Here is a 23,856-nt window from a genome sequence, read left to right as displayed (position 1 = left end):
GAAGCGGGTGATGCGGTCGCCGTCGAGGCGGCGGGTGGGCTGGTTGCTGCTGTGGTCGTAGAAGTAGTCGGTGGCCTGCTGGTCGAAGCCGGTTTCCCGGGTCAGGCGGCCTGCGGGGTCGTACTTGAAGCTGGCTTCGCTGTTGTTCTCGTTGCGCAGGCGTTCAAGCTGGCCGAGTTTGTCCCAGTGGTAGGTGAGGGTGGTGTCGTCGGGGTGGTGGCGCTGGCGGATCAGCCCGGCTTCGTTGTAGTCCCAGCGGGTGCGGCGGTGCAGGGCGTCGGTGTAGCTGAGCAGGCGGCCTTCGGCGTCGTGCTCGAAGCGATCTTCGGTCTTGTCGGGGTAGACCAGGCGGCTGAGGTGACCGGCGTTGTAGTGGTACTCGGTGGCTTCCCCGGCGCATTGACGGTTTTGCTCAGTTGGCCGAGCGCGTCGTACTTCAACAGCGTGGTCTTGCCCGAGCAGTCGGTATAGCTGGCCAGCTGGCCGTCGCGGGTGTAGCTGAGGGTTTTCTCGCCGCCGTTGGCGTCGAGGATGGCGGTGGGCAGGTTGTCGCGGTTGTAGGTGTACTGGGTTTTGTTCTCCAGCGGGTCGAGGGTTTCGATGATGTTGCCGCGTTGGTCGTAGTCGTACTTCCACAACCCGCCCTCGGCATCGAGGGTCTTGAAGCGCTGGTCGAGGTCGTCGTAGGCGTGGTGCACCATCGAGCCGTCGGGGCGGGTGTGTTGAAGCAGGTTGCCGCGCTCGTCATGGATGTAGCGGTCGATGCTGCCGTCGGTATGCACATGCTGGATGACGTTCTTGGCGTCGTCGCGCAGCAGCCATTCTTCGTTGCCGTCCGGGTGGATGATGCGATAGGTGTAGCCCAGGTAGTCGTAGTAGTGGCGGGTTTCCTGGCCGAGGGCGTCGGTGACGGTGGTCAAGCGGATATGCGGGTTCCATTTCAGGCGTGTGTCGAAGCTGCCGTCATCGGCCCATTCGCGTACGGCCTTGGCATCCGCGCCGTCGCCCAGCCATTCAAGGTTGATACCCCGTTCGGTGCGGTCGGTGTAGCGCGTCACCAGGTGGTGCTGGTACTGGTAGTTCCACTGCGCCCCGTGTTCATCGCGTGCTGTGCGCAGGTCGCCGTGCTCGTCGTGGTCGTAGCCGGCCAACTGGCGCGCCTGGCGGCCATCCTGCATTAACCAGAGGGCATGAATGCGGCCTTGCTCGTCGAGCTGGGTCTGCACATGCCGGTGCTGGTGTTCATCCTGATAGGTGATCAGGTCGGAGAGCACCGCCTTGCCCGCGTGCTGATGCTCGTAATGCAGGGCAATGCGTGCACCGCCGCGCTCGATGATGCCGACCAGGCGGAAACCATCACCCTCGCGCACGTAGTGTTCATGGCGTCGATGACCGTGGGCCAGGGCCAGGCGGTGTTCATCGACTCGGATCAGGAGTGTTTTTTCCACCGGGTCGTAGACGGGTTTGCCCTCCTTGGGCAGGGCGTAAAGGTGCGTGCGGCCATCGTCGGCGTGGTACAGCACACCCTCGTCGACAACATCGAAACGCATCGAGAACGGTGTGATCCAGCGCGCACCGAACTCGCCGCTGTCATAGGCGTCCAGGCTGGAGCGGTAGGTGCGCGCCCAGGTGATGGGAAACACGCCCGGCAGGTTGAAGTCGGTGTGCACGAGGGTTTCGGTACCGCGGGCATAACTGATGCTCTTGCTGGTGCCGGGGCAGGTGCCGTTGAGGTTGCAGCGCGGGTCGTTTTTGGGGCGGGCTTCGTGGTGAGTGGCCTCGATACGGCTTTCCGTGCCTGTGTGCCTGGCCACTACCGAGCCGTGTGCGGGGGTGTTGACCGAGATCCGGCGCGCGGGCCTTCGCTTGCTCAGGCCGGCATTGAGCTGAGCCAGCAGCCAGGCGATGCTGTTTTGTGTGGCCGGGTTGGCGAGTGCAGTGAGCATTTGCCGGATCAGTTGGGCAAGCCCCCTGAGCACGGCGGTATGCGGCTGAACCCGTCTCAGGACCCAGCCACCGCTGTTGCTCGCAGCGGCCTTGTAGGCCTCCGTAGCCCCGTACTGGATTGCACCGGCTGCGGTGCTGATGACGGCGCCCGCCCGCGTCAGCAGGTCCCAGGCGGACGGCTCTTGAATGGGGGCGTAAATGGCCTGGGCGCTGTTGACGATGGCCTTGCGTTGCTGGGTAGTGTCGATCTCACCCTTGGCGATGCGTTCGATCGTGTCCGCCAGGCTGTTGAGGGTCTGGAAGCCGGCGTTGGCGGCATTGTTGAGGATGCCGGGCAGTTCGGTTTCGGCCCGCGCGACGAAGGTTTCGATTTCGCCCATCAGCGTGGCGCTGAGGTGGCCGACCATGATGCTGATCACGGCCTCGGCGAAGTCGCCCTTGTTTTTCTTCAGCTGCTGGCGGGTGAGGAACAGCACCGGGCGCAGGGTCATCCGTGCGGCGGCCATGGTCGGCGGGACGGGCACCACGCCGATCAGGTTGATGCCCAGGCTGGCCCAGTCCAGCGGGTCGCGGGAGCCGGTTCTGCTCAGGTGAATGATGTCGCCCAGTGCGTCGAACAGGGCGACGATGTTGCCCACGATCGGCACGGCGCCGGCCCAGGCTTTGACGGTGGCCAGGTCGATCTGGTTGGCACTGAGGTCCAGTAGCCACTCGTTGACGATGTTTTCGCCTTGGCCCAGGTCTTGCGCGACCAGGTTGTTGAGGGGGACGAGGGCGACTTCGCGTTCTTCGATGGCTTTTTTGTCCTGTGCATTCATGGCATCAGCTCCCTTCCTGGATGGGTGTTTTGGCCAGGTGGCCGGCAGTGCCGAGCTGGGAGATGGGTGACGCAGAAAGGGCGGTGGTATCTAGCGAGGCGTTCAATAGCTGTGCCCCATGCTTGGCGAAGCCCTCGTTACCCTGGAATGCCCGGGGAGCTTCAGGTGCGGCAACTGAGCCTGAAAAATCCTTTTTCAGGTTGTCGAAGTAGCTGCCGGCGCCCCATGGGTCAGCTGGGTCTTTCTCCAGTTCAACAGCGGTGGGACCAGGGCTGACAGCGGCTACCGCCGCGAACCCGTTAGCGTCCAGCGTGCCTTTGAGGACTTGGCCCAGTGCGTCCTCTACCTGATAGGCCGCACCTTTCAAGGGGCGGTTGTTGGCGTAGTTTCGGAACAGGTCGAGATTGCCCTTGTCCGTTTTGAGTTCGGTCGGGAAGGTGGCTGTCTGACTTTGCGCAGTGGTGTAGATGAAATCGGTCGCATGCGCGGTGTATTGCCCGGCGGTGGCGTGCACTATCCCGCTGGCGTTGTAGGTCGTGCTGCTGCCACCGGCCTGGATCACCAACTCCTCCTTGGCACTGAGGGTGATGCGCTCTGCCGTGACGCTGACCTTGAGCTTGGCCAGCAGATTGATGTTGTCCTTCAGCGCCTTCAGGTCGATATCGCCCGTAGCCGCGACCAGCCGCCAGCCCATGCTCTGCACGAACTGCCGAACCCCGCGGCTGGCACTGATCAGCAAGCGCTTGCCGATGGCCATGCTGGTGTGGCCCCCGGTGCTCAGCCCCAGGTGCTCGCCACTGGCGATGTGGGTGGACTCCGGCGTGGTGGCGGCGATGCCGGTGGGGCTGGCCAGCACCAGCTGCGGGTCGACCAGTTCCGGAAAGTGGTTGCTTTGCGGGTTGCCACGATGCCCGCAGATGGCGTCGTGCTGCGCTTTCAGCGCTTCGCCCACTTCATCCTGATCGCCGCTTTCCTGGGCCTGGTGATCGCGGGCGACCCTGGCGAAGGTGGTGTGGTATTCCTGTGCGGTTTTCAGGCGTTCGGCGGTTTCGCCCAGGTCGGTGTGGTGCTGCACGGCGCGGGCGCGCAGTTCGGTGGTCAGCAGCAGGCCGCCACCGGCGCGGACCACGCCGTGGGTGTCGGTGCGCAGCTCGAAGCCTTGGCCACGGGGCTGGCCGCCGAAGTGGCGGGGGTGGGTGAGGTAGCCCAGGTGCAGCGCGGTGTGGTCATGGTCGCTCATCAGCGCCGCGCTGATCTGCCCGGTGGTGTCGTCCAGGCGCAGCTCGTTGTGGCGTTTACCGTGGTGCTCCTTGCTGCGGATCGGGCTGACTGCCTTGAACTCGGGCAGGCGATACGGCGTGCGGTTGACGATGTGGTAGCTGCGCCCGGTGATCATCGGCTGGTCGGGGTCGCCGTTGAGAAAGCTGACCACCACTTCCTGGCCGATGCGCGGAATGGCCACATGGCCCCAGCTGGCGCCGGCCCAGGCCTGCGTCACGCGTACCCAGCATGAACTTTTGTCGTCGTCCTGGCCCAGTCGGTCCCAGGGGAACTGCACGCGCACGCGGCCGTGCTCGTCGCAGTAGATTTCCTCGCCGGGCGGCCCGACCACCTTGGCCATCTGCGGGCCTTCGATCACCGGTTTGCGGCAGGCCGGTGCATGCCACTCGACCTCGGCGGGAATCAAGGTGGCGGTGAGCGTGTAGGAGGTGCCTGTTTCGGCCTCGGCGGCATCCTCTTCCAGCGCAGTGAACTGGCGCCCCACATGCTTGATGTGCAGCGGCCGCCAGAGGGTGTTCATGTCCTCGTGGGCATGGCCCGTCAGCTCGAAGGCAATGCCTGGCTGCAGCCGCGCATCGTCACCTTCGACTTCCGCCACGCGGGCATCCGCGAACAGGGCGTCGACGCGGGTCTGGGTGAACGGCTTGCCGGCGTTGTCGTGCTTGTAGCGGCCGGGGTAGTGGTAGCGCTCGTAGTCGTTACCCTGGTTGCCCATACGCTTGGGGTACATCGTGTGTTCAAGGTTGTAGCGCGGGTGGGTGAAGGTGTAGTCGCGCTGCACCTGCACGCTGGTGCGAACCTGCTCTCGGTAGGTGAACTGGTGCAGGCAGGGTTGCGGGGCCATGCCACCGCGGTTGGCGACGTACAGCACCGGCTCGCCGTCCAGGGCGCCGAACTGATTGACCTTGTCGGCTTGCACCACGGCATGGCTGCCTTCGCTGTGCTCGAAAATCGACACCAGGCCTTCCTCGGCGGACAGGCGCCAGAAGAAGTCCAGGTCCAGATCACCGGCCTGCACACAGTATTCGCGGCTTTGATGCGGATTCACCAGGTACTGGGTCAGGGTGCCCCACTGGCGTTCGCGGAACAGTTCCTCCAACAGTTGCGGGACCGGGCGGTGCTGGAAGATGCGCCAGTCCGATTGCAGCCCGGCGCGGGCCAGTTGCGGTTCGATCACGGCGCGGTAGCGGGTACGGCGGTGGCCGGTCTTGCCTTGTTCGAAGCTGCTGATCAGGCCGTGTACGTGACGCACCGGTTGTTCCTGTTGCCAGATCGTCAGCACGGCGGGCTGGTCGAGCAGGTTGGCGAAGTCGGCATTGTCGAAATCGCTGACCAGTTCAACTTTCAGGCAGTACAACTGGCAAATCCCTTCGGTCAGTTCGAATGACACCACATCGAACGGGGTTGTTTCGTCTGCCGGTGTACTGAAGGTAAAACGCACAGCGTTCAAGTTGCTCATGCGAACTCCTGTAAAGGCCTCCTAAGAACTTGTAGGAAGTTTCCGAAGATTCAGTTCCATGGCTTTAATGTGCAAAGCCGTACTTGCCGCGCTATTGAGCGCGGTGACTGTTGAGTCATATCAAAACAGCGTCGATTGATTTATTGCTGGAGCATGGTTTGCAGTGATGCCAATACCTGCTGGGTCATGCCGTTGAGTTTGGTGGCGAAGTACAGATAGATGCCCGTGCAGCAGACGCCCATGATCGCCCAGGGCGTCCACCAGGGCAGTTGACGGTTCATGCGGTAGTGCCGGGGCGCCACGTTGGTAAACGGATCGGTCAACCGTTCGGAGGTGGGCCGGGTGCCGCGCAGCTCAACGATGCGGTCGCGCAGGCGCTTGATCCAGATCTCCAACTCCTGATCGCCGTTGGTCTGGTTGGCGTACTTGCCGCGGTAGCCCAATGCCAGGCACCAGAACAGGAACACGAACAGGTCGTAGCGTTTTTCAGGGGCCTCCAGCAGGCGTTCGAGCACGCTGAAGAACTTCTCGCCGCCCCAGGTTTCCTGGTGGATGGCGCTGAGCAATGACTGCGCCTTCCAGGGCGAGTCGCGTCCCCACGGCGTGGCCATCACGGCTTCGTCGACCACGCAGCACAGGCAGTAGGAGAACACCACGCGGTCGCCTTCGTCGCAGTGCTCAAGTTGGCGCACTTCCTCGACCATCCCATGGATCATGGTTTTGACATGGGCGTACAGCTGCTCCATGTGGTCATACTGCTCGGTGCCCTCCAGGCGAATGACAAGACCGAGCAGCGGTGAGGCGATGTCGTGGAGGGGATTGCCTGTATTTGAGCGGGTGTCGAAGCCCAGGGCATCAACCCGTGGGAATAGCTCGCTCAATGAACGGGATTGACGGGCTTGGGTCTGGCTGTTTTCGTAATCACCGTCAGGTGTCTGATGCAAGGGTGGACCTCCTGGTCATATCAGTGGCTGGAAGTAAGCGACAGTTAGTACGGGGGCCAGGTTAGAGATCAGAGCCCAATGGCGCTCTCCCTAGGCACCTGGTTTTTCCATGGCTGAGATTTTGCGGAACGCAACGGTAGTCAGTGTTGATCCTAGAGGAACATGGCTGGCTTTTATCATTGAAATTATTCAAAAAGCTGATTTCGGCTAAATTTGGGAAAGTGATGTAGGAAGTTTCCTTTTTAAATTGCTTGGTCTTGTCATTTTCAAAAAGTCAGAACTTACAAAATCAGCAAATCTCTGAAGATTACGTCAGCGTCGAGACGGTTTTGTCAGTTCCCAAGCCCCCTGTCTTGGCGCGTGTTGCGCTGAACCTGCTATTCCTAAACAAACCCCACAACCCACCAAGGCCCCTCGATGCTCGCCATCGAACAGCTCCACAAATCATTCCGCACCCCCCAAGGCCCGCTGCCTGTGCTGCAGGGCGTCAACCTGCGCCTTGCCCGCGGCAGCAGCTTGGCATTGATGGGCGAATCGGGCAGCGGCAAGAGCACCTTGTTGCACCTGGTTGCCGGCCTGGACCGCGCCGACAGTGGCCGGATCCTGATTGATGGCACGCCGCTCGACAGCCGTTCAGAGTCATCGTTGGCGCAGTGGCGGCGGCAGGGCATTGGCCTGGTGTTCCAACAATACAATTTGATCAGCAGCCTGGACGTGGCGACGAACCTTGCATTCCAGGCAAGGCTCGCCGGCCGGCATGACCCGCAATGGGTGGCCTACCTGGCAGAACGCCTGGGCCTGGCAGGTTTGCTCGCGCGCTATCCGGAACAGTTGTCTGGCGGCCAGCAACAGCGGGTTGCCATTGGCCGTGCGCTGGCCGGGCGCCCGGCGTGGCTGCTGGCCGACGAGCCTACCGGCAGCCTTGACGAAGCCAGCAGCGATGAGGTGCTGAACCTGCTGCTGCAACTGGTCGCCGAGGCCGGCAGTGGTGTGCTGATGGTGACCCATAGCCCGCGGCTGGCGGCACGCTTGCAGCAGCGTTGCTACCTGCAGGCCGGCCGCGTTCAGCCAGAGCACGGGTGATGAGGCTCTTGTCGCTGGCCCTGTTGGCGTTGCTCAGCCATTGGCGGCGCCATCGGGTGCAGTTTGTCAGCATCTTCACCGGGCTGTGGCTGGCCACGGCCTTGTGGACGGGCGTACAGGCACTGAACAGCCAGGCACGTAGCGACTATGCCCGGGCCAGTGCCGTGCTGGCCGGGCCGATGCAGGCGCAGTTTGTACCGCGCAAGGGTGAGCATTTCGATCAGGGGCTGTACGTGCAGTTGCGCAAGCAGGGGTGGCAGGTGACACCCCTGCTGGAAGGGCGTTTGCGCTTGTCGGGTGAGCCTGTGCGCAGTGTGCGGCTGATCGGCATCGATCCTTTGAGCCTACCGCCGACCAGCAGCATTGCCGGCGTGCAGCCCCAAGCATTCGACCTGCAGGCATTTATCGGCACACCCGGGCAAGCCTGGGTAGGGCCGGATACGTTGCGCCAATGGGGCGAAGGTTCAATGCGCGACAGCGAAGGGCAACCGCTTCCCCCCGTGGTCCTGCAACCTGCGCTGGCGCCCGGCATAATGGTCGTCGACATCGGCCATGCCCAACGCCTGCTGCACGCACCCGGGCAGTTGTCGCGGTTGCTGGTGGCCGGCAAGCCAGGGCCGTTGCCTGCTGATATCGCGGCCCTGCTCGAACTGCAACCTCAGCAGGACGACGACGGATTGCAGCGGCTGACCGACAGTTTTCACCTTAACCTGACCGCCCTTGGCCTGCTGGCGTTCGTTGTTGGCCTGTTCATCGCCCACGCCGCCATCGGCCTGGCGCTGGAGCAGCGGCGAGGCCTGATACGTAACCTGCGCGCTTGTGGGGTCAGCTTGAACACGCTGCTGGGTGCATTGGTGTTGGAGCTGGGCCTGTTCGCACTGCTGGGCGGGCTGGCAGGTGTGGCCAGTGGGTATGTACTGGCCGCGTGGTTGTTGCCTGATGTGGCTGCCAGTTTGCGCGGCCTGTATGGCGCCCAGGTGGCCGGCACGCTGAGCCTGCCCGCAGGGTGGTGGCTGGCGGGGGTACTTGTGAGTGTGCTGGGGGCATTGCTGGCAGGGCTGGGTAGCGTGTTGCGTGCAGCCCGGCTGCCATTGCTGGCGCTGGCGCAGCCTCAGGCCTGGCGGCTGGCACAGGGGTTGTGGTCAAGGCGCCAGGCTTGCGCAGCAGGCTTGCTGTTGCTGCTGGCCTTGGGGTTTGGCGTGTTGGGTAACAGCCTGGCTTGCGCGTTTGCCATGCTGGCCGGGTTGTTGCTGGCGTCGGCACTCCTGTTGCCCGCCTTGCTCGACCAAGGGCTTGGCGGGTTGACGCGGTTTTGTCGGCGGCCCTTGGCGCAATGGTTCGTGGCCGACAGCCGCCAGCAACTGCCGGCCCTGAGCCTGGCGCTCATGGCGTTGTTGCTGGCGCTGGCGGCCAGTGTCGGCGTGGGCAGCATGACCGAAGGCTTTCGCAAGACGTTCGTTGGCTGGCTGGACATGCGTCTGTCTGCCGACCTGTATGTCACCCCCAGGGATACCGAACAAGGGTTGCAAATTGCCGAATGGCTTGGCCAGCAATCTGCGGTCATCGCAGTGCTGCCTGGCTGGCGTGTTGAAACCCGGTTGCAGGGGTGGCCAGTGCAGGTCCAGGGTATCGTCGATCACCCCCTCTACCTCAAACGTTGGCCGTTGCTTGAGCAGCAGCCGCGCGCCTGGGAGCAACTGTCCAGTGGGCAGGCCGTGATGCTCAGTGAACAATTGGCCAGGCGCTTGAAGCTGCACTTGGGTGACCGCCTTGCGCTGTCTTCGCAGGCCATGACGGTGGTCGGGGTCTATGCCGACTACGGCAACCCCAAGGGCCATGTGCTGGTGAATGCCGGCTGGTTGCGTTCGCATTGGCCACAGGCGACGCTGACGGGGTTGAGTGTTGACCTGCCCGCCAACCAAGTGCCTGTCACCAAGGCCGCGTTGCAACATCACTTCGCCCTGGACGACAGCCGCGTGGTGGAGCAGGTACGCCTGAAAAGCTGGTCTACCGAGGTGTTCAACCGCACCTTCGCCGCCACCGCCGCACTCAACAGCCTCACCCTGGGTGTGGCCGGGGTGGCGTTGTTCATCAACCTGCTGACGTTGGGCCAAACCCGGCTCGGCCAGTTGGCACCACTGTGGGCGCTGGGCGTGCAACGCAGGCAACTGGTTTGGCTGAGCCTGGGGCAAACGCTGATGCTAAGCAGTTTCACGGTATTGCTGGCCATTCCGCTGGGGGTGTTTCTGGCATGGTGCCTGGTGGCGGTCGTCAATGTGCAGGCGTTCGGCTGGCGTTTGCCGCTCTACGTGTTTCCTGCGCAACTGCTGCAACTGGCTGTGCTGGGCCTGTTGACCAGCCTGCTGGCCAGCGCCTGGCCGCTGTGGCAACTGGCGCGCCGCCAGCCCCGCGAACTGTTGAGGCCGTTTGCCGATGAAGCGTAGTGCGTGGTTGTTGCTGTGCGGCCTGCTGTGCGCTTGTGATCAACCGGCGCCACAAGGCTATGCCGGGCTTGGGCAGCAGGCAGTCGGGTTCAGCCAGGTAACCCGCGGGCATCACTTGGCGTTCCCTCGTGACCACGGGCCTCATGAGGGATTTCGCATCGAGTGGTGGTATGTCACCGCCAACCTCAAGGACGCCCAGGGGCGCGACTGGGGCGCGCAGTGGACGTTGTTCCGCTCGGCACTGCGCCCCGGCCCGGAAACCGCAGACTGGAACAGCCCGAACCTGTGGATGGGGCACGCGGCTTTGACCGGCCCGGGTGGGCATCAGTCTGGCGAAACCCTGGCGCGCGGTGGTATCGGCCAAGCCGGCGTGCAGGCCCAGCCGTTTCGGGCGTGGATCAATGACTGGGCGTTGCAGGGCAGGGGAGGTATCGAAAGCCTGCGAATGGTCGCAGGTGGCGAAGGTTTCCACTATGACTTGCACCTGCGCAGTGACCGGCCCTTGGTGCTGCACGGCGATCAGGGTTACAGCGAGAAATCCGGCAAGGGGCAAGCTTCCTATTATTACAGCCAGCCTTTTTACCGCGTGCAGGGGGAGGTGGAGCGTGACGGCCTGTGCATGGCTGTCACTGGCCAAGCCTGGCTGGACCGGGAATGGAGCAGCCAGCCGCTGGCTGCCGGGCAGACTGGGTGGGACTGGTTTTCCCTGCATCTGGACAGTGGTGCCAAGCTGATGCTGTTCCAGGTGCGCGAGGCGCAGGGTGAGGTGTATCGCGCCGGGACCTGGGTGGGGCCGCAGGGTGACGTCGTGGCGCTTCATGGGGAGCAGATCCAGATGCAGGCGCTTGCTTCGGTGACTCAGAAAAATGACAAGCAGGTGCCAACGCGCTGGCGGGTGCAGGTACCAGCGCACGGGGTAGATATACACGTGGATGCAGTGGAACCGCAGGCGTGGATGGATACGCGGTTTGGGTATTGGGAAGGGCCGGTGCGGTTGACGGGAAGTGCGGGTGGGCGTGGGTATCTGGAGATGACCGGATACTAGCCTCAGCCCATTCAATCCTTGATCAGGCCCCTTAACACGGTCCGCGCTTCCTCGGTACGCAAACAGTCGATAAACAACCGGCTCTCCCGCGCCACCGTCGCCTCCAGCTCGGCGCGCTGGCTGTCCTTGAGCAGCCGCTTGCTGATGCGCAGCGCCGCCTGCGGGTAGCCTTGCAGCTGCCGCGCCAGCGTGCGGGCTGCGGCCAGGCATTGTTCGCCATCCTCATGCAGCTCGTTGGCCAGCCCCCAAGCCACCATCTGTTCGCCATTGAGCCCTTCATTGCCCAGCAGCAAGCGGGCTGCACGGGCCTGGCCAAGCAAGCGAGGCAGCAGCAGGCTGGAGCCAAACTCCGGGCACACCCCCAGTGGCGCGAACGGCATGCGCAGCTTGGTCGAACGGCTGACAAGTACCTGGTCGCAATGCAACAGCAAGGTGGCACCAATGCCGATGGCCGCGCCACTGACTGCCGCGATCAGCGGCTTGTCCAGGCCCATCACGACCCGCATCAGGCGAAATACCGGGCTGTTCAGATCACCGGGCGGGTTGTCGAGAAAATCGCGCAGGTCGTTGCCCGCAGTGAAGCACTGCGGCCCACCGGTGATGATGATTGCCTCTACGTTCGGGTCTTCACTGGCCGCCAACAACAGATCGCCCAGCTGCTGGTACATGGCTGTATTCAGTGCGTTGAGCTTGTCGGGGCGGTTGAAGGCCAGGGTCAGCAGACCCTGGTCCAGGTCGCGTATGATCAGGTCGTTCATGGCAGCCGCTTTTGTTGTTGTAGGCAGGAGAGCCAAGGGTTTATCACGCACGCCGGCTTGTTGTACAGTCGTTCAGTCCAGCCCCCCGAACCGAGAGCCGCCCATGAACCAGGAAGCCCGCTACCACCGCATGCTGCCGGAATTGCGCAAAGCCAACCTGGTCGAGGCGACCTTGGTGTGCCTCAAGCGCCATGGCTTCCAGGGGGCTTCGATCCGCAAGATCTCGGCCGAGGCCGGGGTTTCGGTAGGGCTGATCAGCCACCACTACGCCGGCAAGGACGAACTGGTGGCCGAGGCCTACCTGGCGGTTACCGGGCGGGTGATGGGCCTGTTGCGTGAAGCCATGGCCCAGGCCGCGCCCAATGCCCGCGAGCGGTTGTCGGCGTTTTTCCGCGCTTCGTTCTGCGCAGAGTTGCTCGACCCGCAACTGCTTGACGCCTGGCTGGCGTTCTGGGGCGCGGTCAAGACAGCTGATGCAATCAACCAGGTGCACGACCATTCCTATGGCGAGTACCGCAAGGAGCTGAGCCAGCTGCTGGCCTCGCTCGCCAGAGACGAGGGCTGGCAGGGCTTCGATGCCGACCTCGCCGCCATCAGCCTCAGCGCCTTGCTGGACGGCCTGTGGCTGGAGTCGGGGCTCAACCCCGGCACCTTCACGCCCGAGCAGGGCGTGATTATCTGCGAAGCCTGGGTCGATGGCCTGCAAGCCGGTGGTCGGCGCCGTTTCAGCCTGCCCGAGGGCTGTTGATCGCCTGTTCAGTAACGAGTACGCTGCTGGCGCGAGTGTGTAGAACAACACCAATAAAAAGAGACGACACGCATGACGCCTCGGGTATTGATCGTCGATGACGATCCGCTTATTCGTGACTTGCTGCAGGCCTATCTTTCCCAGGAAGGCTACGACGTACACTGCGCTGATACGGCAGAAAAAGCCGAAGCCCTGCTCGGCAGCCAGGATGTCGACCTGGTGCTGCTGGATATCCGCCTGCCCGGCAAGGACGGCCTCACCCTGACCCGCGAGCTGCGGGTGCGCTCGGAGGTGGGCATCATCCTCATCACGGGGCGCAACGACGACATCGACCGCATCGTCGGCCTGGAATGCGGTGCCGATGACTACGTCATCAAACCGCTCAACCCCCGTGAGCTGGTGTCGCGCGCCAAAAACCTGATCCGCCGCGTGCGCCATGCTCGCGAAGTGCATCCCGTGCCGGCCTGTGCGCAGTCGCTAAAGCAGTTTGCCGACTGGGCGCTGGACACCGACCGTCGCCGCCTGATTGACGCGCGCGGGGGGCAAACCCTGCTCACCCACGGTGAATTCCAGTTGCTCAGCGTGTTTCTACGCAACAGCGGCCATACCCTCAGCCGTGACCAGTTGATGGACCAGATTCGCAACCGTGAGTGGGTGCCCAACGACCGCTCCATCGACGTGCTGGTCGGCCGCTTGCGGCGCAAGCTGCACGACGACCCGGCCGAGCCGCAACTGATCATCACCATCCACGGTACCGGCTACCTGTTCACCGCCAGCGTGGCCGCATGACCCCCCGCGCCCTGGGGGTGGCGCTGGTGATGCTCGCCGCGCACGCTGGTGCGGCCGAGACGGTGCGCTATTGTGACTACCCGGTGTACCCGCCGATCTCCTGGAGCGATGGCCACCAGGTGCGCGGCCTGGCGCCGACCGTGGTGCGCGAGCTGTTCACCCGCATGGGCTACGACGTGCAGACGGTGGTGCTGGGCAACTGGAAGCGCTGCCTGATGGACGCCGCCGCCGGGCGGGTGGACGTGGTACTGGCCTACAACAGCGACCAGCGTGACCAGCGCATGCGTTTTTCCACCGAGCCGGTGGTACGCGAAGAGGTGGCGGTGTTCTACAACCGCCTTCGGCCGGTTCGGTTCCAGCGCGTGGAGGACCTTGCGGGCTACCGTGGCGGCCTGCTGTACGGTGAAAGCTACGGCGCCGAATTCGATCGCTTTGTGGCCCGCCACCAGAACATCGAGCGGGTGTCTTCCAGCCAGCAGAACTTCGGCAAGCTGATCCGTGGGCGCATCGATTATGTGATCCAGGAGCGGCGCACCGGTCAACTGTTCATCGAGCACCTGCCTGGGGCGCAGGATATCCGCGTATTGCCCAGCGCCCTGAGCGTGGACTACCTGCGCGTTGCGGTATCGCGGCGATCACCCCTGAGCCGGCACATGGACGAAATCGACGCGCAGTTGCAGCGTATGAACCAGGCCGGAGAGATCGCGCGCTGGCTGGAGCAGAGCGAAGTCACCTACAGGGACATGATCAACCTGCCGGCGGATGCCCGATGATCCCGCTGCGCGCTGACGGCCTGCTGCGCCGCCTGCTGCTGTTCATCTTGTTGTTCAGCCTTTGCTTTACCGTGCTGGCCAGCGGGGCGCAGCTGTACTTCGAGTACCGCCGCGAGATGCGCGACATTGACGCACGCATGGCGCTGATCCGTGCCGGCTACCTGGCCAGCCTGGAGCGCAGCTTGTGGGACCTGGACGAAGCGCAACTGGACACCCAGCTGCGCGGCCTGGTGGACTTTTCCGATGTGGCCCGGGTGCGCCTGGTCAGCGACGACTTCCAACTGCAGCGAGGGGCGGCCGAGCCCAAAGGGCCGCTGCGTGTCGAGCGCTTCCCGCTCGACTTTCAGCCCCCTTCGGGGCCTGCCAGGCACCTGGGTGAGCTGGAAGTGACCATTGACTTGGGGGCAGTGCATCAGCGGCTGTATGCCACCGGCTTGACCAGCCTGCTGTGGATGGGTGTGTTTTTGTGCGGGTTGGCGGTGGCGCTGTCTGGGCTTTTCTACCGACTGGTCACCCGCCACCTGCAAGTGATGGCCGAGTTCGCTCGCCGTATTGGCGCCGGCCAGTGGCAAGAGCCGCTGCGCCTGGGCCGCCGCCCTTCATCGCGCCCGGATGAAATCGACACGGTGGCCAATGCCTTGGACGATATGCGCCGCGCCATCCTCAGCGATATCGAGCGCCGCGAGCGTGATCGGCTTGAACTGCAGGACAAGCGCGACGAACTGCAGGCTATGGTCGAGCGGCGCACGGCCAGCCTGGCTCGGGCCAAGGACGAGGCCGAGGCTGCCAACCTGGCCAAGTCGCGTTTTCTGGCGACCATGAGCCATGAGCTGCGTACGCCGCTTAACGGCATTCTGGGCATGGCTGAATTGTTGCGCGGCGGGCGGCTGGAGTTGCCTGACCGTCAGCGCGTCGAGGCCTTGTACAAGGCCGGCGAGGGGCTGCTGGCGATTCTCAACGAAGTGCTGTATTTCGCCCGGCTCGAAGAAGGCGAGAGCCGGGCCGAGCTGGTGGGTTTTTCCTTGCGCCAACTGTGCCAGGAAGTGTTGACGCTGCTTGAGCCCATGGCCAGGGACAACGGCGACACGTTGCACCTGCATATCGATGAGCCGTTGGCCGGGTATCAGCACGGTGCCGAGCAGTACCTGCGTCAGGTGCTCAGCAACCTGCTGGCCAATGCCATCAAGTTCACCGAGCACGGCCAGGTGCAGCTTGGGGTGCGGGTGCTTGCCAGTAGCGAGCACGCGCAGCGCTTGCGGCTGTCGGTCAGTGACAATGGCATCGGCATCGAGCCCGCCATGCAGGCGAGAATCTTCGACCGCTTCGTCCAGGCCAGCGAGGCCGTGGCCCGTCGCTATGGTGGCACCGGCCTGGGCCTGGCGATCTGCAAGCACCTGGTGGAAAAACTGGGCGGCAGCATCGGCCTGGACAGCGTGCCGGGGCAGGGCAGTTGCTTCTGGTTCGAGGTCGAAATGGCCCGTGGGCAACCCGTGCCGGGCCGGTCACCCGCCATGCCGCCCATGCCCAGCCTGGATATCCTGGTGGTCGAAGACGTGGCATTGAACCGCGAGGTGGCGAAAGGGTTGCTACTGCGCGATGGCCATCGGGTGAGCTTTGCCGAAGACGCCGGGCAGGCACTCCAAATTTGCGCGCAACGGCGCTTTGACCTGATCCTGCTGGACGTACACTTGCCGGGCATGAGTGGAGTGGAACTGTGTCAGAGGCTGCGTGCCTCGCCCGGACCGAACCGCACCAGCCGGATTCTGGCGCTGACGGCCGGTGTGCAACCGGGGCAGGTATCGGGTTATCTGGCGGCCGGCATGCAGGGGGTACTGGCCAAACCGTTGCGGTTGGAGACCCTGCGCAAAACGTTGGCCGAAGTGCCGCCCAGCGAAGTGATTGGCACTGACGCAGACATGGACTGGTCGCTGCTGGACACCCACCGTTCGCTGCTGGGTGAGCAGAAACTGCAGGGCTTGCTGAAGGTGCTGCGCCAGTCACTGGAACAGCACGCCACGGCACTGGCCGAGGCGCTGCTGGCCCAGGACGTTACCGAAGTGCTGCACCTGGCCCATCGTTTGGCCGGCAGTTGCGACTCCCTGGGCTTTTCTGGCCTGGCCGCGCTATTGCGCTGCATTGAAGAGGCGGCCCGGCAGCACGACGAACAGGCGTTGAAGGCGCTTGGTGAGCCATTGGCAAGCCAGCTCGGCCAGGCCCGCGCCACCCTGGAACAGCTGATCCAGGGCTGACGTACAAAAAACTTACGACTTTTTACATCTTCGATCCGTTCGTACAACGGCGTCTTACATCTGTTTCCAATAATCCATGGCAACCGTGCTGTACGCGGTCCATGAGGCTTACTGGAGACAAGAACAATGACATGCCCTAGTGCTCAGCCCTTCCTTCACACCACCCCGCGCACCGGCCGCAATGGCGAGGTGCACCATGACTGACACCCACGAGAAGATCCAGCTCACCCGCGCACTGAAAAGCCGTCACATCTTCATGTTGTCGCTGGGCGGGGTGATCGGCACCGGCCTGTTCATGGGCTCGGGCGTGACCATCAACCAGGGCGGCCCGGTGGGCGCCATCCTGGCCTACCTGGTGGCAGGCTTGCTGATGTATCTGGTGATGGTCTGCCTGGGCGAGCTGTCGGTGCAGATGCCGGTGTCCGGCTCGTTCCAAGCCCACGCCACCAAGTTCATCGGCCCCGCCACCGGCTTCATGATCGGCTGGGTGTACTGGATGAGCTGGGCCACTACTGTGGGCCTGGAGTTCACCGCCGCCGGCATGCTGATGACCCGTTGGTTCCCCGAGGTTCCGATCTGGTACTGGTCGGCGCTGTTCGTGGTCGTGCTGTTCGGCCTCAACGCCTTGGCCACCCGCGCTTTTGGCGAGGCGGAGTACTGGTTCTCGGGCATCAAGGTGGCGACCATCCTCGGTTTCATTGTCATTGGCCTGTTGGTGATTTTCGGCGCCATCCCGCTGAGCAGCGGGGCACCGGCACCGATGCTGGACAACCTGGTGGGCGAGTCGCTGTTCCCACACGGCCTGTCGGCAGTCTTCGCCGTGATGATGACCGTGGTCTATGCCTTCCAGGGGTGTGAAATCATGGGGGTGGCAGCCGGTGAGACCGAGCACCCGGAAAAGAGCATCCCACGGGCCGTGCGCAACGTGGTGTTCCGTGTGCTGATCTTCTATGTGCTGGCGATTGCCGTGCTGTCGGCCATCGTGCCGTACGAGCAGGCCGGCTTGATGGAAAGCCCGTTCGTGCAGGTGTTCGACATGGTCGGCATCCCTTACGCCGCCGACCTGATGAACTTCGTCATCCTTACCGCCATCCTGTCGGTGGGCAACTCCGGGCTGTATGCGTCCACACGCATTCTGTGGGCCATGTCCAAGAGTGGCATGGCGCCGAAAAGCCTGTCGCCGCTGAGCAAGCGTGGTGTACCGCTGCGGGCGCTGAGCATCACCCTGTGCTTTGCGTTGATCTCGTTGATGACCAGCTTCATTGCCGCCGACACCCTGTTCATGGTGCTGATGGCGGTGAGCGGCATGTCCGGCACCGTGACCTGGATCGTCATTGCCCTGGCGCAATACCGCTTCCGCAGAGCCTACCTGCGTGAAGGTGGGCAACTGCAAGGCTTGAAGTACAGGGCGCCGCTGTACCCGCTGGTGCCGCTGCTGTGCATCACCTTGTGCAGTTCGCTGTTCGTGTTCCTGGCGCTGGATGAAACCCAGCGGCCGTCGCTGTACTGGGGCTTTGGCTTCATTGCCCTGTGCTATGCGGCGTATTTCTTTGTAAATCGTCGTCGGCAAGGGGCCCTGGCACCCAGCGCGCCCGGCGTCTGAACCGACAGCCCATGCCGCACACCCCCTGCAATAGCAGGGGGTGTGTAACGTCGAAGACCAAGTTGTGCGAAGTTGTAACAGCCCATCCCGCCTTGTTGAACACTCGTTTAGTATCTCCCTCGTCAGCCCCTCAAATAGACACAACAATACCGAGGCCCACATGACCACCCCGTCGTCGTCTCTGTTGAGCAAGGTCGAAACCGGCGTTGCCTGGATCACCCTCAACCGCCCAGAGCAGCGCAACGCGCTGGATATCCCCACCCTCAAGCAGCTGCACGCCTTGCTCGACAGCCACAACGGCGACCCGGCCGTACGCGTGGTGGTATTGACTGGCAGCGGCCGCAGCTTCTGCGCCGGTGCCGACCTGGCCGAGTGGGCCGCCGCCGAGGCTGCAGGCACCCTGGAAACCTATGGCTGGACCGAAACCGCCCACGCCCTGATGTTGCGCTTGCACAGCCTCGACAAACCCACCCTCGCTGCCATCAACGGCACCGCCCTGGGCGGGGGCATGGACCTCAGCCTGTGCTGCGACCTGCGTATCGCCGCCGCCTCGGCGCGATTCAAGGCCGGTTACACCAGCATGGGCTACAGCCCCGATGCCGGCGCCAGCTGGCACCTGCCTCGGCTGATCGGCAGCGAACAGGCCAAGCGCCTGTTGTTCCTCGATGAACTGTGGGGCGCCGAACGCGCCCTGGCAGCCGGGCTGGTCAGCGAAGTGTGCCCTGACGAACAACTGCCCGCCGTAGCCGCCGAACTGGCCGGGCGCCTGGCCAACGGCCCGACATTCGCCTACGCGCAAACCAAGCGGCTTATACGCGATGGCGCCCGGCGCACCCTGGCCGAACAGCTGGAAGCCGAGCGCCACGCCGGCCTGCTGTGTGGCCGTAGCCAGGACGGCGCCGAGGCGCTGCAAGCTTCGGTTGAACGTCGCGCCCCCCGTTTCACCGGCCAGTAACCTGATACCGACCCTGACCAGGACTTTCGCAGATGAATTTCCAACTGACCCAAGAACAAGAAATGTTGGTGGAAGCGGTACGCAGCTTTGTTGCCAAAGAGCTGCTGCCCCATGAGGAAGCGGTGGACCGAGCCGATGCCGTGTCTCCGGAACTGGCCGCGCACATCCGTGGCAAGGCCATCGCCGCCGGGTTCTACGCGTTCAACATGCCGGAGGAGGTGGGCGGCGGCGGCCTGGACTACCTGTCCCAGGCGCTGATCGAACGCGAGTTGTCCAAGGTGTCCTGGGCGCTGCATGTGTTCGTTGCCCGGCCGTCGAAAATCCTCATGGCCTGCAAGGACGAGCAGATCAACGACTACCTGCTGCCCTGCGTACAGGGCGAGAAAACCGATTGCTTCGCCCTCACCGAGCCGGGGGCCGGCTCTGATGCCAACGCCATCAAGACCCGCGCCGTGCGCCAGGGCGATGACTTTGTCATCAATGGCAGCAAGCACTTCATCAGCCACGCGGGCCATGCCGACTTCGCCATTGTCTTTGCCGTCACCGACACCTACGAGCACAACGGGCGCAAGCGCAACGCGGTCACGGCCTTCCTGGTCGACCGTGGTACGCCGGGTATGACCATCCGTCGTGGCCCCAAGTGCGTGAGCAACCGCGGCTATCACACTTATGAGCTGTTCTTCGACGATTGCCGGGTACCGGCCAGCAAGGTGCTGGGTGAAGTCGACAAAGGCTGGGAAGTAGCCAACGCTTGGCTCACCGCCGGCCGGGTGATGGTTGCCGCCAACTGCGTAGGCCAGGCCCAGCGCGCCCTCGACCTGTCGCTGCAATGGGCCGCCGACCGCAAGCAGTTCGGCCAGGCCATTGGCAGCTATCAAGGTGTGTCGTTCAAGCTGGCCGACATGGCCACGCAGATCCGCGCTGCCGAAATGCTCACCCTGCACACTGCCTGGAAGATGGACCAGGGCAGCATGACCGATGGCGAGGCTGGCATGGCCAAATTGTTCGCCAGTGAAGTGCTGGGCAAGGTGGCCGACGAAGCCGTGCAGATCTTCGGTGGCATGGGCCTGATGGATGAAGGGCCGGTCGAGCGCATCTGGCGCAATGCGCGCATCGAGCGCATCTGGGAGGGCACCTCGGAAATCCAGCGGCACATCATCGCCCGTGAACTGCTGCGCCCGCTGCTGCGCTGACCGGCCTGGAGAACGCACATGTCGCAATCGATTCGTGACAACCTCAAGCGCCTGCTGGCGCCCCGGCACCTGGCCTTCGTTGGTGGGCGCAGCATGGCGCGGGCGCTCAAGCGCTGCGCGGAAGGGGGCTTTGGTGGCGAGCTGTGGCTGGTCAACCCGCAGCACGAAAGCCTGGAGGGCATCCCTTGCGTAGCGCGGGTGGCCGACTTGCCCTATGCCCCGGACGCGGTCTTCATCGCCACCAACCGCGAGCTGACCCTGCAGTGTGTGGCCGAGTTGGCTGCACGCGGGGCCGGTGGCGCCATCTGCTATGCCTCGGGCTTTGCCGAGTGTGGCGAGGAGGGCCGCCAGTTGCAGCAGTGCCTGCTTGACGCTGCTGGCGACATGGCCTTGCTCGGCCCCAACTGCTACGGCCTGCTCGACTACCTGCACGGGGCCGCCCTGTGGCCGGTGGCCCATGGCGGTAAACAGGTGGAGAAGGGCGTGGCGATTCTCACCCAAAGCGGTAACTTCGCCTACAACCTGTCCATGAGCGACCGCTCGCTGCCGGTGGCCTACATGGCCTCGGTCGGTAACCAGGCGCAACTGGGTGTGGCCGAGTTGATGGACGTGCTGCTTGACGACCCACGGGTAACGGCGATCGGCCTGCATCTGGAAGGCCTGAAAAACGTGCAGGGCTTCGCGCGCGCCGCTCACAAAGCGCTGCAACAGGGCACGCCGATCATTGCCTTGAAAACGGGCGTGTCGCAGATCGGTGCTGAACTGGCGCTCAGCCACACCAGCTCGTTGTCCGGCTCCGATGCCTTGTACGACAGCCTGTTCCAGCGCTTGGGGGTGATCCGTGTCAGTGGCCCGGTCAGCTTTGTCGAAACCCTCAAGGCCGCCGCTTGCGGGCACTTGCCGGCAGACGGTGAGCTGATCGCACTGGCTTGCTCAGGCGGTGATGCCGGGCTGATTGCCGACTATGCCGAGCGAAACCGGTTGAACCTTCCAACGCTTGAACCAGAGCAGGTGACGGCACTGACCCGCGTGCTGCCAGCCTATGCCAACCTGGTCAACCCGCTGGATTTCACCACAGCCATCTGGGGCGATGAAGCGGCCCTGCAGCGCATGCTCGATAGCACCCTGAGCGGGCCGGCCGGTGCTGCCATGCTGGTGCTGGATTACCCGGCGGCCTTTACCGGCGAGCGCAAGGAATGCGACCTGCTGCTAAGGCTTTACTGCGATGCGCTGGCGCGCCACGGCAAGATCGGCTTCGTCACCTCGGCCTTCCCCGAGCTGCTGCCCGCCAGCGCGCGTGAGCGCCTGCATGCGCGCGGCATCGCTGCCTTGCAGGGCGTGGAAGACGGCCTGGCTGCGTGGGGCTGCATCGTCGGTTACCAGCGCAACCGCCAGCGGCTGCTGGAGCAGGGCGAGGCCGCACGCGTACCGTTGTGCCCGCAGGCGCTCACGGGCGAAAACCGGTTGCTGGACGAATGGCAATCCAAGCAAGCGCTGCGCGCCTTTGGCTTGCCGGTGCCAGCGGGTGTACTGAGCACGCCCGAACGCGCCGTGGCAGACGCCGCACGTGTGGGTTACCCGCTGGTGCTGAAGGCCGTCAGCGCGCAGTTGCCACACAAGACCGAGGCCGGTGCGGTGGCGCTGAACCTGCGCGATGCTGCTGCCCTGGAAGCCGCACTGGTGCAGATGCGCCAGCGCATCGCCGCCTACGCCCCGCACGTAGCATTCGACCAGGTACTGCTCGAACCCATGGCCGAGCCGCCGCTGGCCGAGCTGATCGTCGGCATCAAGCGTGAACACGACTTCGCCCTGGCGCTGGTGATGGGGGCCGGAGGCGTGTTGGTCGAACTGCTCAAAGACAGCGTCAGCCTGTTGCTGCCCACCACCGACAGTGCCATCCGTGCCGCACTGCTGAGCCTGCGCAGCGCCAGCCTGCTGCAAGGCTTCCGTGGTCGCCCGGCCGCCGACCTCGACGCCCTGGTTGCAGCCATCCGCGCGGTGGCCGACTACGCCTGCGAAAACGCCGGGCACCTGCTGGAACTGGATGTGAACCCATTGATGGTGGGGGCCCGTGGCACCACTGCGGTCGACGCGTTGATCCGCCTCGGCCAGGCGCAAGGAGAACGACATGAATAACCACAGCATGACTGCCGGCCAGGCGCTGGTACGGCTGTTGGCCAATTACGGCGTGGAGACCGTGTTCGGCATCCCCGGCGTGCATACCCTGGAGCTTTACCGTGGCCTGCCGGGCAGTGGCATCCGCCATGTGCTGACCCGACACGAGCAGGGCGCCGGTTTCATGGCCGACGGCTACGCGCGGGTCAGTGGCAAGCCTGGGGTGTGCTTTGTCATCACCGGCCCGGGCGTGACCAACGCCGCCACCGCCATTGGCCAGGCCTATGCCGACTCTATCCCGATGCTGGTGATTTCCAGCGTCAACCACACCGCCAGCCTGGGTAAGGGCTGGGGTTGCCTGCACGAAACCCAGGACCAGCGCGCCATGACAGCGCCGATCACCGCGTTTTCTGCTGTGGCCCTGCGCGGCGAAGACCTGCCCGAGCTGATCGCCCGCGCCTGGGCAGTGTTCGACAGCGAACGGCCGCGCCCGGTGCACATTTCGGTGCCGCTGGACGTGCTGGCCGCGCCGGTAAGCCGCGACTGGAGCAATGAGGTGGTGCGTCGGCCCGGCCGTGGCCAGCCGTGCCGGGAAACCCTCGACCGGGCGGCCCTGAAGCTAGCGGCGGCCAAGCGGCCGATGATCATTGCCGGCGGGGGGGCGCTGCACGCTGCCGAGCCACTGGCGCAGCTGAGCACTCGCCTGGCGGCACCGGTGTTCACCAGCGTGGCCGGCAAGGGCCTGCTGCCACCGGACGCGCCACTCAATGCCGGCTCTAGCCTGTGCGTGGAGCCCGGTTGGCAACTCATCAGCGAGGCCGATGTGGTGCTGGCCGTGGGCACCGAAATGGCCGACACCGACTTCTGGCGCGAGCGCCTGCCGATCACGGGTGAACTGCTGCGCGTGGACATCGACCCGCGCAAGTTCAACGACTTCTACCCCTGTGCCATGGCCCTGCACGGCGATGCCCGGCAAACCCTGTGCGGCTTGCTCGACCACCTGCCGGAGCTCGCCCGCGAACCGGCTCAGGCCCACGAGGCTGTGGCCAACCTGCGCCAGGCCATCCGCAACGGGCATGCGCCACTGCAGGCCACGCACCAGGCCATTCTGGACCGCATTGCCGCCGTGCTGCCCGACAACGCGTTCATCAGCAGCGACATGACCCAGCTGGCCTACACCGGCAACTACGCCTTCGCCAGCCGGGCGCCACGCAGCTGGCTGCACCCCACCGGCTACGGCACCCTCGGCTACGGCCTGCCGGCCGGCATCGGCGGCATGCTCGCCACCGATCACCGCCCGGGCCTGGTGCTGGTGGGCGACGGCGGTTTTCTTTACACCGCCCAGGAACTGGCCACTGCGGTCGAAGAACTGGACCGCCCGCTGGTCGTACTGCTGTGGAACAATGACGCCCTCGGTCAGATCCGTGACGACATGCTCGGCCTGGACATCGAACCGGTCGGCGTACTGCCGCGCAATCCGGACTTCGTCGGCCTGGCCCGCGCCTTTGGTTGCGCGGTGCGCCAGCCGCGAGACCTGGACGCGCTGCAGGCCGACCTGGCCATTGGCTTCGCCACACCCGGCGTGACCTTTATCGAACTCAAACACACCTGTGTGCGCTAAACCGCGCACAACACCCATAACAAGAGAAACC

16 protein-coding genes and 1 pseudogene are annotated in these 23,856 nt (G+C 64.2%); 12 read left to right on the top strand and 5 right to left on the bottom strand.

The window, feature by feature from the left end:
- The 4 genes and pseudogenes from D8767_RS29685 to icmH form a co-directional block, all read right to left on the bottom strand.
- Positions 1 to 273 (bottom strand): annotated as a pseudogene (locus tag D8767_RS29685) (hypothetical protein); the annotation flags it as partial.
- On the bottom strand, positions 231 to 2,765 hold the full coding sequence (locus D8767_RS28945; protein WP_177412726.1) for a DUF6531 domain-containing protein: 2,535 nt from the start codon (positions 2,763 to 2,765) through the stop codon (positions 231 to 233). The pseudogene D8767_RS29685 and the gene D8767_RS28945, both read right to left, overlap by 43 nt.
- Positions 2,766 to 2,769: 4 nt before the next feature.
- Positions 2,770 to 5,505 (bottom strand): type VI secretion system Vgr family protein, encoded by a 2,736-nt coding sequence (locus D8767_RS17565; protein ID WP_122048346.1) that lies wholly within the window; start codon positions 5,503 to 5,505, stop codon positions 2,770 to 2,772.
- Between the two features lie 140 nt (positions 5,506 to 5,645).
- A complete protein-coding gene (icmH, locus tag D8767_RS17560) occupies positions 5,646 to 6,449 on the bottom strand; it encodes a type IVB secretion system protein IcmH/DotU (protein WP_121757644.1) in 804 nt (267 codons plus the stop codon).
- Positions 6,450 to 6,866: 417 nt separating this feature from the next.
- On the opposite strand from icmH, the gene D8767_RS17555 reads away from it, so the two are divergent.
- Genes D8767_RS17555 through D8767_RS17545 form a run of 3 tightly spaced genes read left to right on the top strand, consistent with a single transcriptional unit; the run spans position 6,867 to position 11,021 of the window.
- Complete coding sequence (locus tag D8767_RS17555) at positions 6,867 to 7,532, top strand: ABC transporter ATP-binding protein (RefSeq protein WP_016715653.1); 666 nt, start codon at positions 6,867 to 6,869, stop codon at positions 7,530 to 7,532.
- Positions 7,532 to 9,976, top strand: coding sequence for an FtsX-like permease family protein (locus D8767_RS17550; RefSeq protein ID WP_016715654.1), 2,445 nt, complete (start codon positions 7,532 to 7,534; stop codon positions 9,974 to 9,976). Before D8767_RS17555 ends, D8767_RS17550 begins: the two co-directional genes overlap by 1 nt.
- A complete protein-coding gene (locus D8767_RS17545) occupies positions 9,966 to 11,021 on the top strand; it encodes a lipocalin-like domain-containing protein (protein WP_016715655.1) in 1,056 nt (351 codons plus the stop codon). Before D8767_RS17550 ends, D8767_RS17545 begins: the two co-directional genes overlap by 11 nt.
- Before the next feature lie 11 nt (positions 11,022 to 11,032).
- Here D8767_RS17545 and D8767_RS17540 read toward each other — a convergent pair whose 3' ends face one another.
- Positions 11,033 to 11,779 (bottom strand): enoyl-CoA hydratase-related protein, encoded by a 747-nt coding sequence (locus tag D8767_RS17540; RefSeq protein WP_016715656.1) that lies wholly within the window; start codon positions 11,777 to 11,779, stop codon positions 11,033 to 11,035.
- A 103-nt stretch (positions 11,780 to 11,882) separates the two neighbouring features.
- On the opposite strand from D8767_RS17540, the gene D8767_RS17535 reads away from it, so the two are divergent.
- The 9 genes from D8767_RS17535 (at position 11,883) to D8767_RS17495 (ending at position 23,825) form a co-directional block, all read left to right on the top strand.
- Positions 11,883 to 12,527, top strand: coding sequence for a TetR family transcriptional regulator C-terminal domain-containing protein (locus D8767_RS17535; protein ID WP_016715657.1), 645 nt, complete (start codon positions 11,883 to 11,885; stop codon positions 12,525 to 12,527).
- A 72-nt stretch (positions 12,528 to 12,599) separates the two neighbouring features.
- A complete protein-coding gene (locus D8767_RS17530; protein WP_016715658.1) occupies positions 12,600 to 13,316 on the top strand; it encodes a response regulator in 717 nt (238 codons plus the stop codon).
- Complete coding sequence (locus tag D8767_RS17525; protein WP_016715659.1) at positions 13,313 to 14,089, top strand: ABC transporter substrate-binding protein; 777 nt, start codon at positions 13,313 to 13,315, stop codon at positions 14,087 to 14,089. Before D8767_RS17530 ends, D8767_RS17525 begins: the two co-directional genes overlap by 4 nt.
- A complete protein-coding gene (locus tag D8767_RS17520; RefSeq protein ID WP_016715660.1) occupies positions 14,086 to 16,338 on the top strand; it encodes a hybrid sensor histidine kinase/response regulator in 2,253 nt (750 codons plus the stop codon). The genes D8767_RS17525 and D8767_RS17520 overlap by 4 nt, the downstream gene beginning before the upstream one ends.
- A gap of 196 nt (positions 16,339 to 16,534) precedes the next feature.
- The gene (locus tag D8767_RS17515; protein ID WP_016715661.1) at positions 16,535 to 17,941 is read left to right on the top strand and encodes an amino acid permease; all 1,407 of its coding nucleotides are present in this window, start codon (positions 16,535 to 16,537) and stop codon (positions 17,939 to 17,941) included.
- 160 nt (positions 17,942 to 18,101) lie between these two features.
- Complete coding sequence (locus D8767_RS17510) at positions 18,102 to 18,896, top strand: enoyl-CoA hydratase/isomerase family protein (protein WP_016715662.1); 795 nt, start codon at positions 18,102 to 18,104, stop codon at positions 18,894 to 18,896.
- 32 nt (positions 18,897 to 18,928) lie between these two features.
- Positions 18,929 to 20,089, top strand: coding sequence for an acyl-CoA dehydrogenase family protein (locus D8767_RS17505; RefSeq protein ID WP_016715663.1), 1,161 nt, complete (start codon positions 18,929 to 18,931; stop codon positions 20,087 to 20,089).
- Between the two features lie 18 nt (positions 20,090 to 20,107).
- Positions 20,108 to 22,225, top strand: a complete 2,118-nt coding sequence (locus D8767_RS17500; protein ID WP_016715664.1) for an acetate--CoA ligase family protein — start codon at positions 20,108 to 20,110, stop codon at positions 22,223 to 22,225.
- Complete coding sequence (locus D8767_RS17495) at positions 22,218 to 23,825, top strand: 5-guanidino-2-oxopentanoate decarboxylase (RefSeq protein WP_028699623.1); 1,608 nt, start codon at positions 22,218 to 22,220, stop codon at positions 23,823 to 23,825. Before D8767_RS17500 ends, D8767_RS17495 begins: the two co-directional genes overlap by 8 nt.
- Positions 23,826 to 23,856: the final 31 nt, after the last annotated feature.

Origin of the sequence: Pseudomonas sp. LTGT-11-2Z (assembly GCF_003691445.1) — a bacterium.
In the GTDB taxonomy this organism is placed as follows: domain Bacteria; phylum Pseudomonadota; class Gammaproteobacteria; order Pseudomonadales; family Pseudomonadaceae; genus Aquipseudomonas; species Aquipseudomonas monteilii.
This window is presented reverse-complemented; position numbering and strand designations above follow the sequence as displayed.

Coding starts and splice junctions, on each gene's coding strand:
- D8767_RS17495 (WP_028699623.1), top strand. CDS start 22,218: ATGAATAACCACAGCATGACTGCCGGCCAGGCGCTGGTACGGCTGTTG.
- D8767_RS17520 (WP_016715660.1), top strand. CDS start 14,086: ATGATCCCGCTGCGCGCTGACGGCCTGCTGCGCCGCCTGCTGCTGTTC.
- D8767_RS17505 (WP_016715663.1), top strand. CDS start 18,929: ATGAATTTCCAACTGACCCAAGAACAAGAAATGTTGGTGGAAGCGGTA.
- D8767_RS17540 (WP_016715656.1), bottom strand. CDS start 11,779: ATGAACGACCTGATCATACGCGACCTGGACCAGGGTCTGCTGACCCTG.
- D8767_RS17515 (WP_016715661.1), top strand. CDS start 16,535: ATGACTGACACCCACGAGAAGATCCAGCTCACCCGCGCACTGAAAAGC.
- D8767_RS17500 (WP_016715664.1), top strand. CDS start 20,108: ATGTCGCAATCGATTCGTGACAACCTCAAGCGCCTGCTGGCGCCCCGG.
- D8767_RS17510 (WP_016715662.1), top strand. CDS start 18,102: ATGACCACCCCGTCGTCGTCTCTGTTGAGCAAGGTCGAAACCGGCGTT.
- D8767_RS28945 (WP_177412726.1), bottom strand. CDS start 2,765: ATGAATGCACAGGACAAAAAAGCCATCGAAGAACGCGAAGTCGCCCTC.
- D8767_RS17525 (WP_016715659.1), top strand. CDS start 13,313: ATGACCCCCCGCGCCCTGGGGGTGGCGCTGGTGATGCTCGCCGCGCAC.
- D8767_RS17530 (WP_016715658.1), top strand. CDS start 12,600: ATGACGCCTCGGGTATTGATCGTCGATGACGATCCGCTTATTCGTGAC.
- D8767_RS17565 (WP_122048346.1), bottom strand. CDS start 5,505: ATGAGCAACTTGAACGCTGTGCGTTTTACCTTCAGTACACCGGCAGAC.
- D8767_RS17550 (WP_016715654.1), top strand. CDS start 7,532: ATGAGGCTCTTGTCGCTGGCCCTGTTGGCGTTGCTCAGCCATTGGCGG.
- D8767_RS17555 (WP_016715653.1), top strand. CDS start 6,867: ATGCTCGCCATCGAACAGCTCCACAAATCATTCCGCACCCCCCAAGGC.
- D8767_RS17535 (WP_016715657.1), top strand. CDS start 11,883: ATGAACCAGGAAGCCCGCTACCACCGCATGCTGCCGGAATTGCGCAAA.
- D8767_RS17545 (WP_016715655.1), top strand. CDS start 9,966: ATGAAGCGTAGTGCGTGGTTGTTGCTGTGCGGCCTGCTGTGCGCTTGT.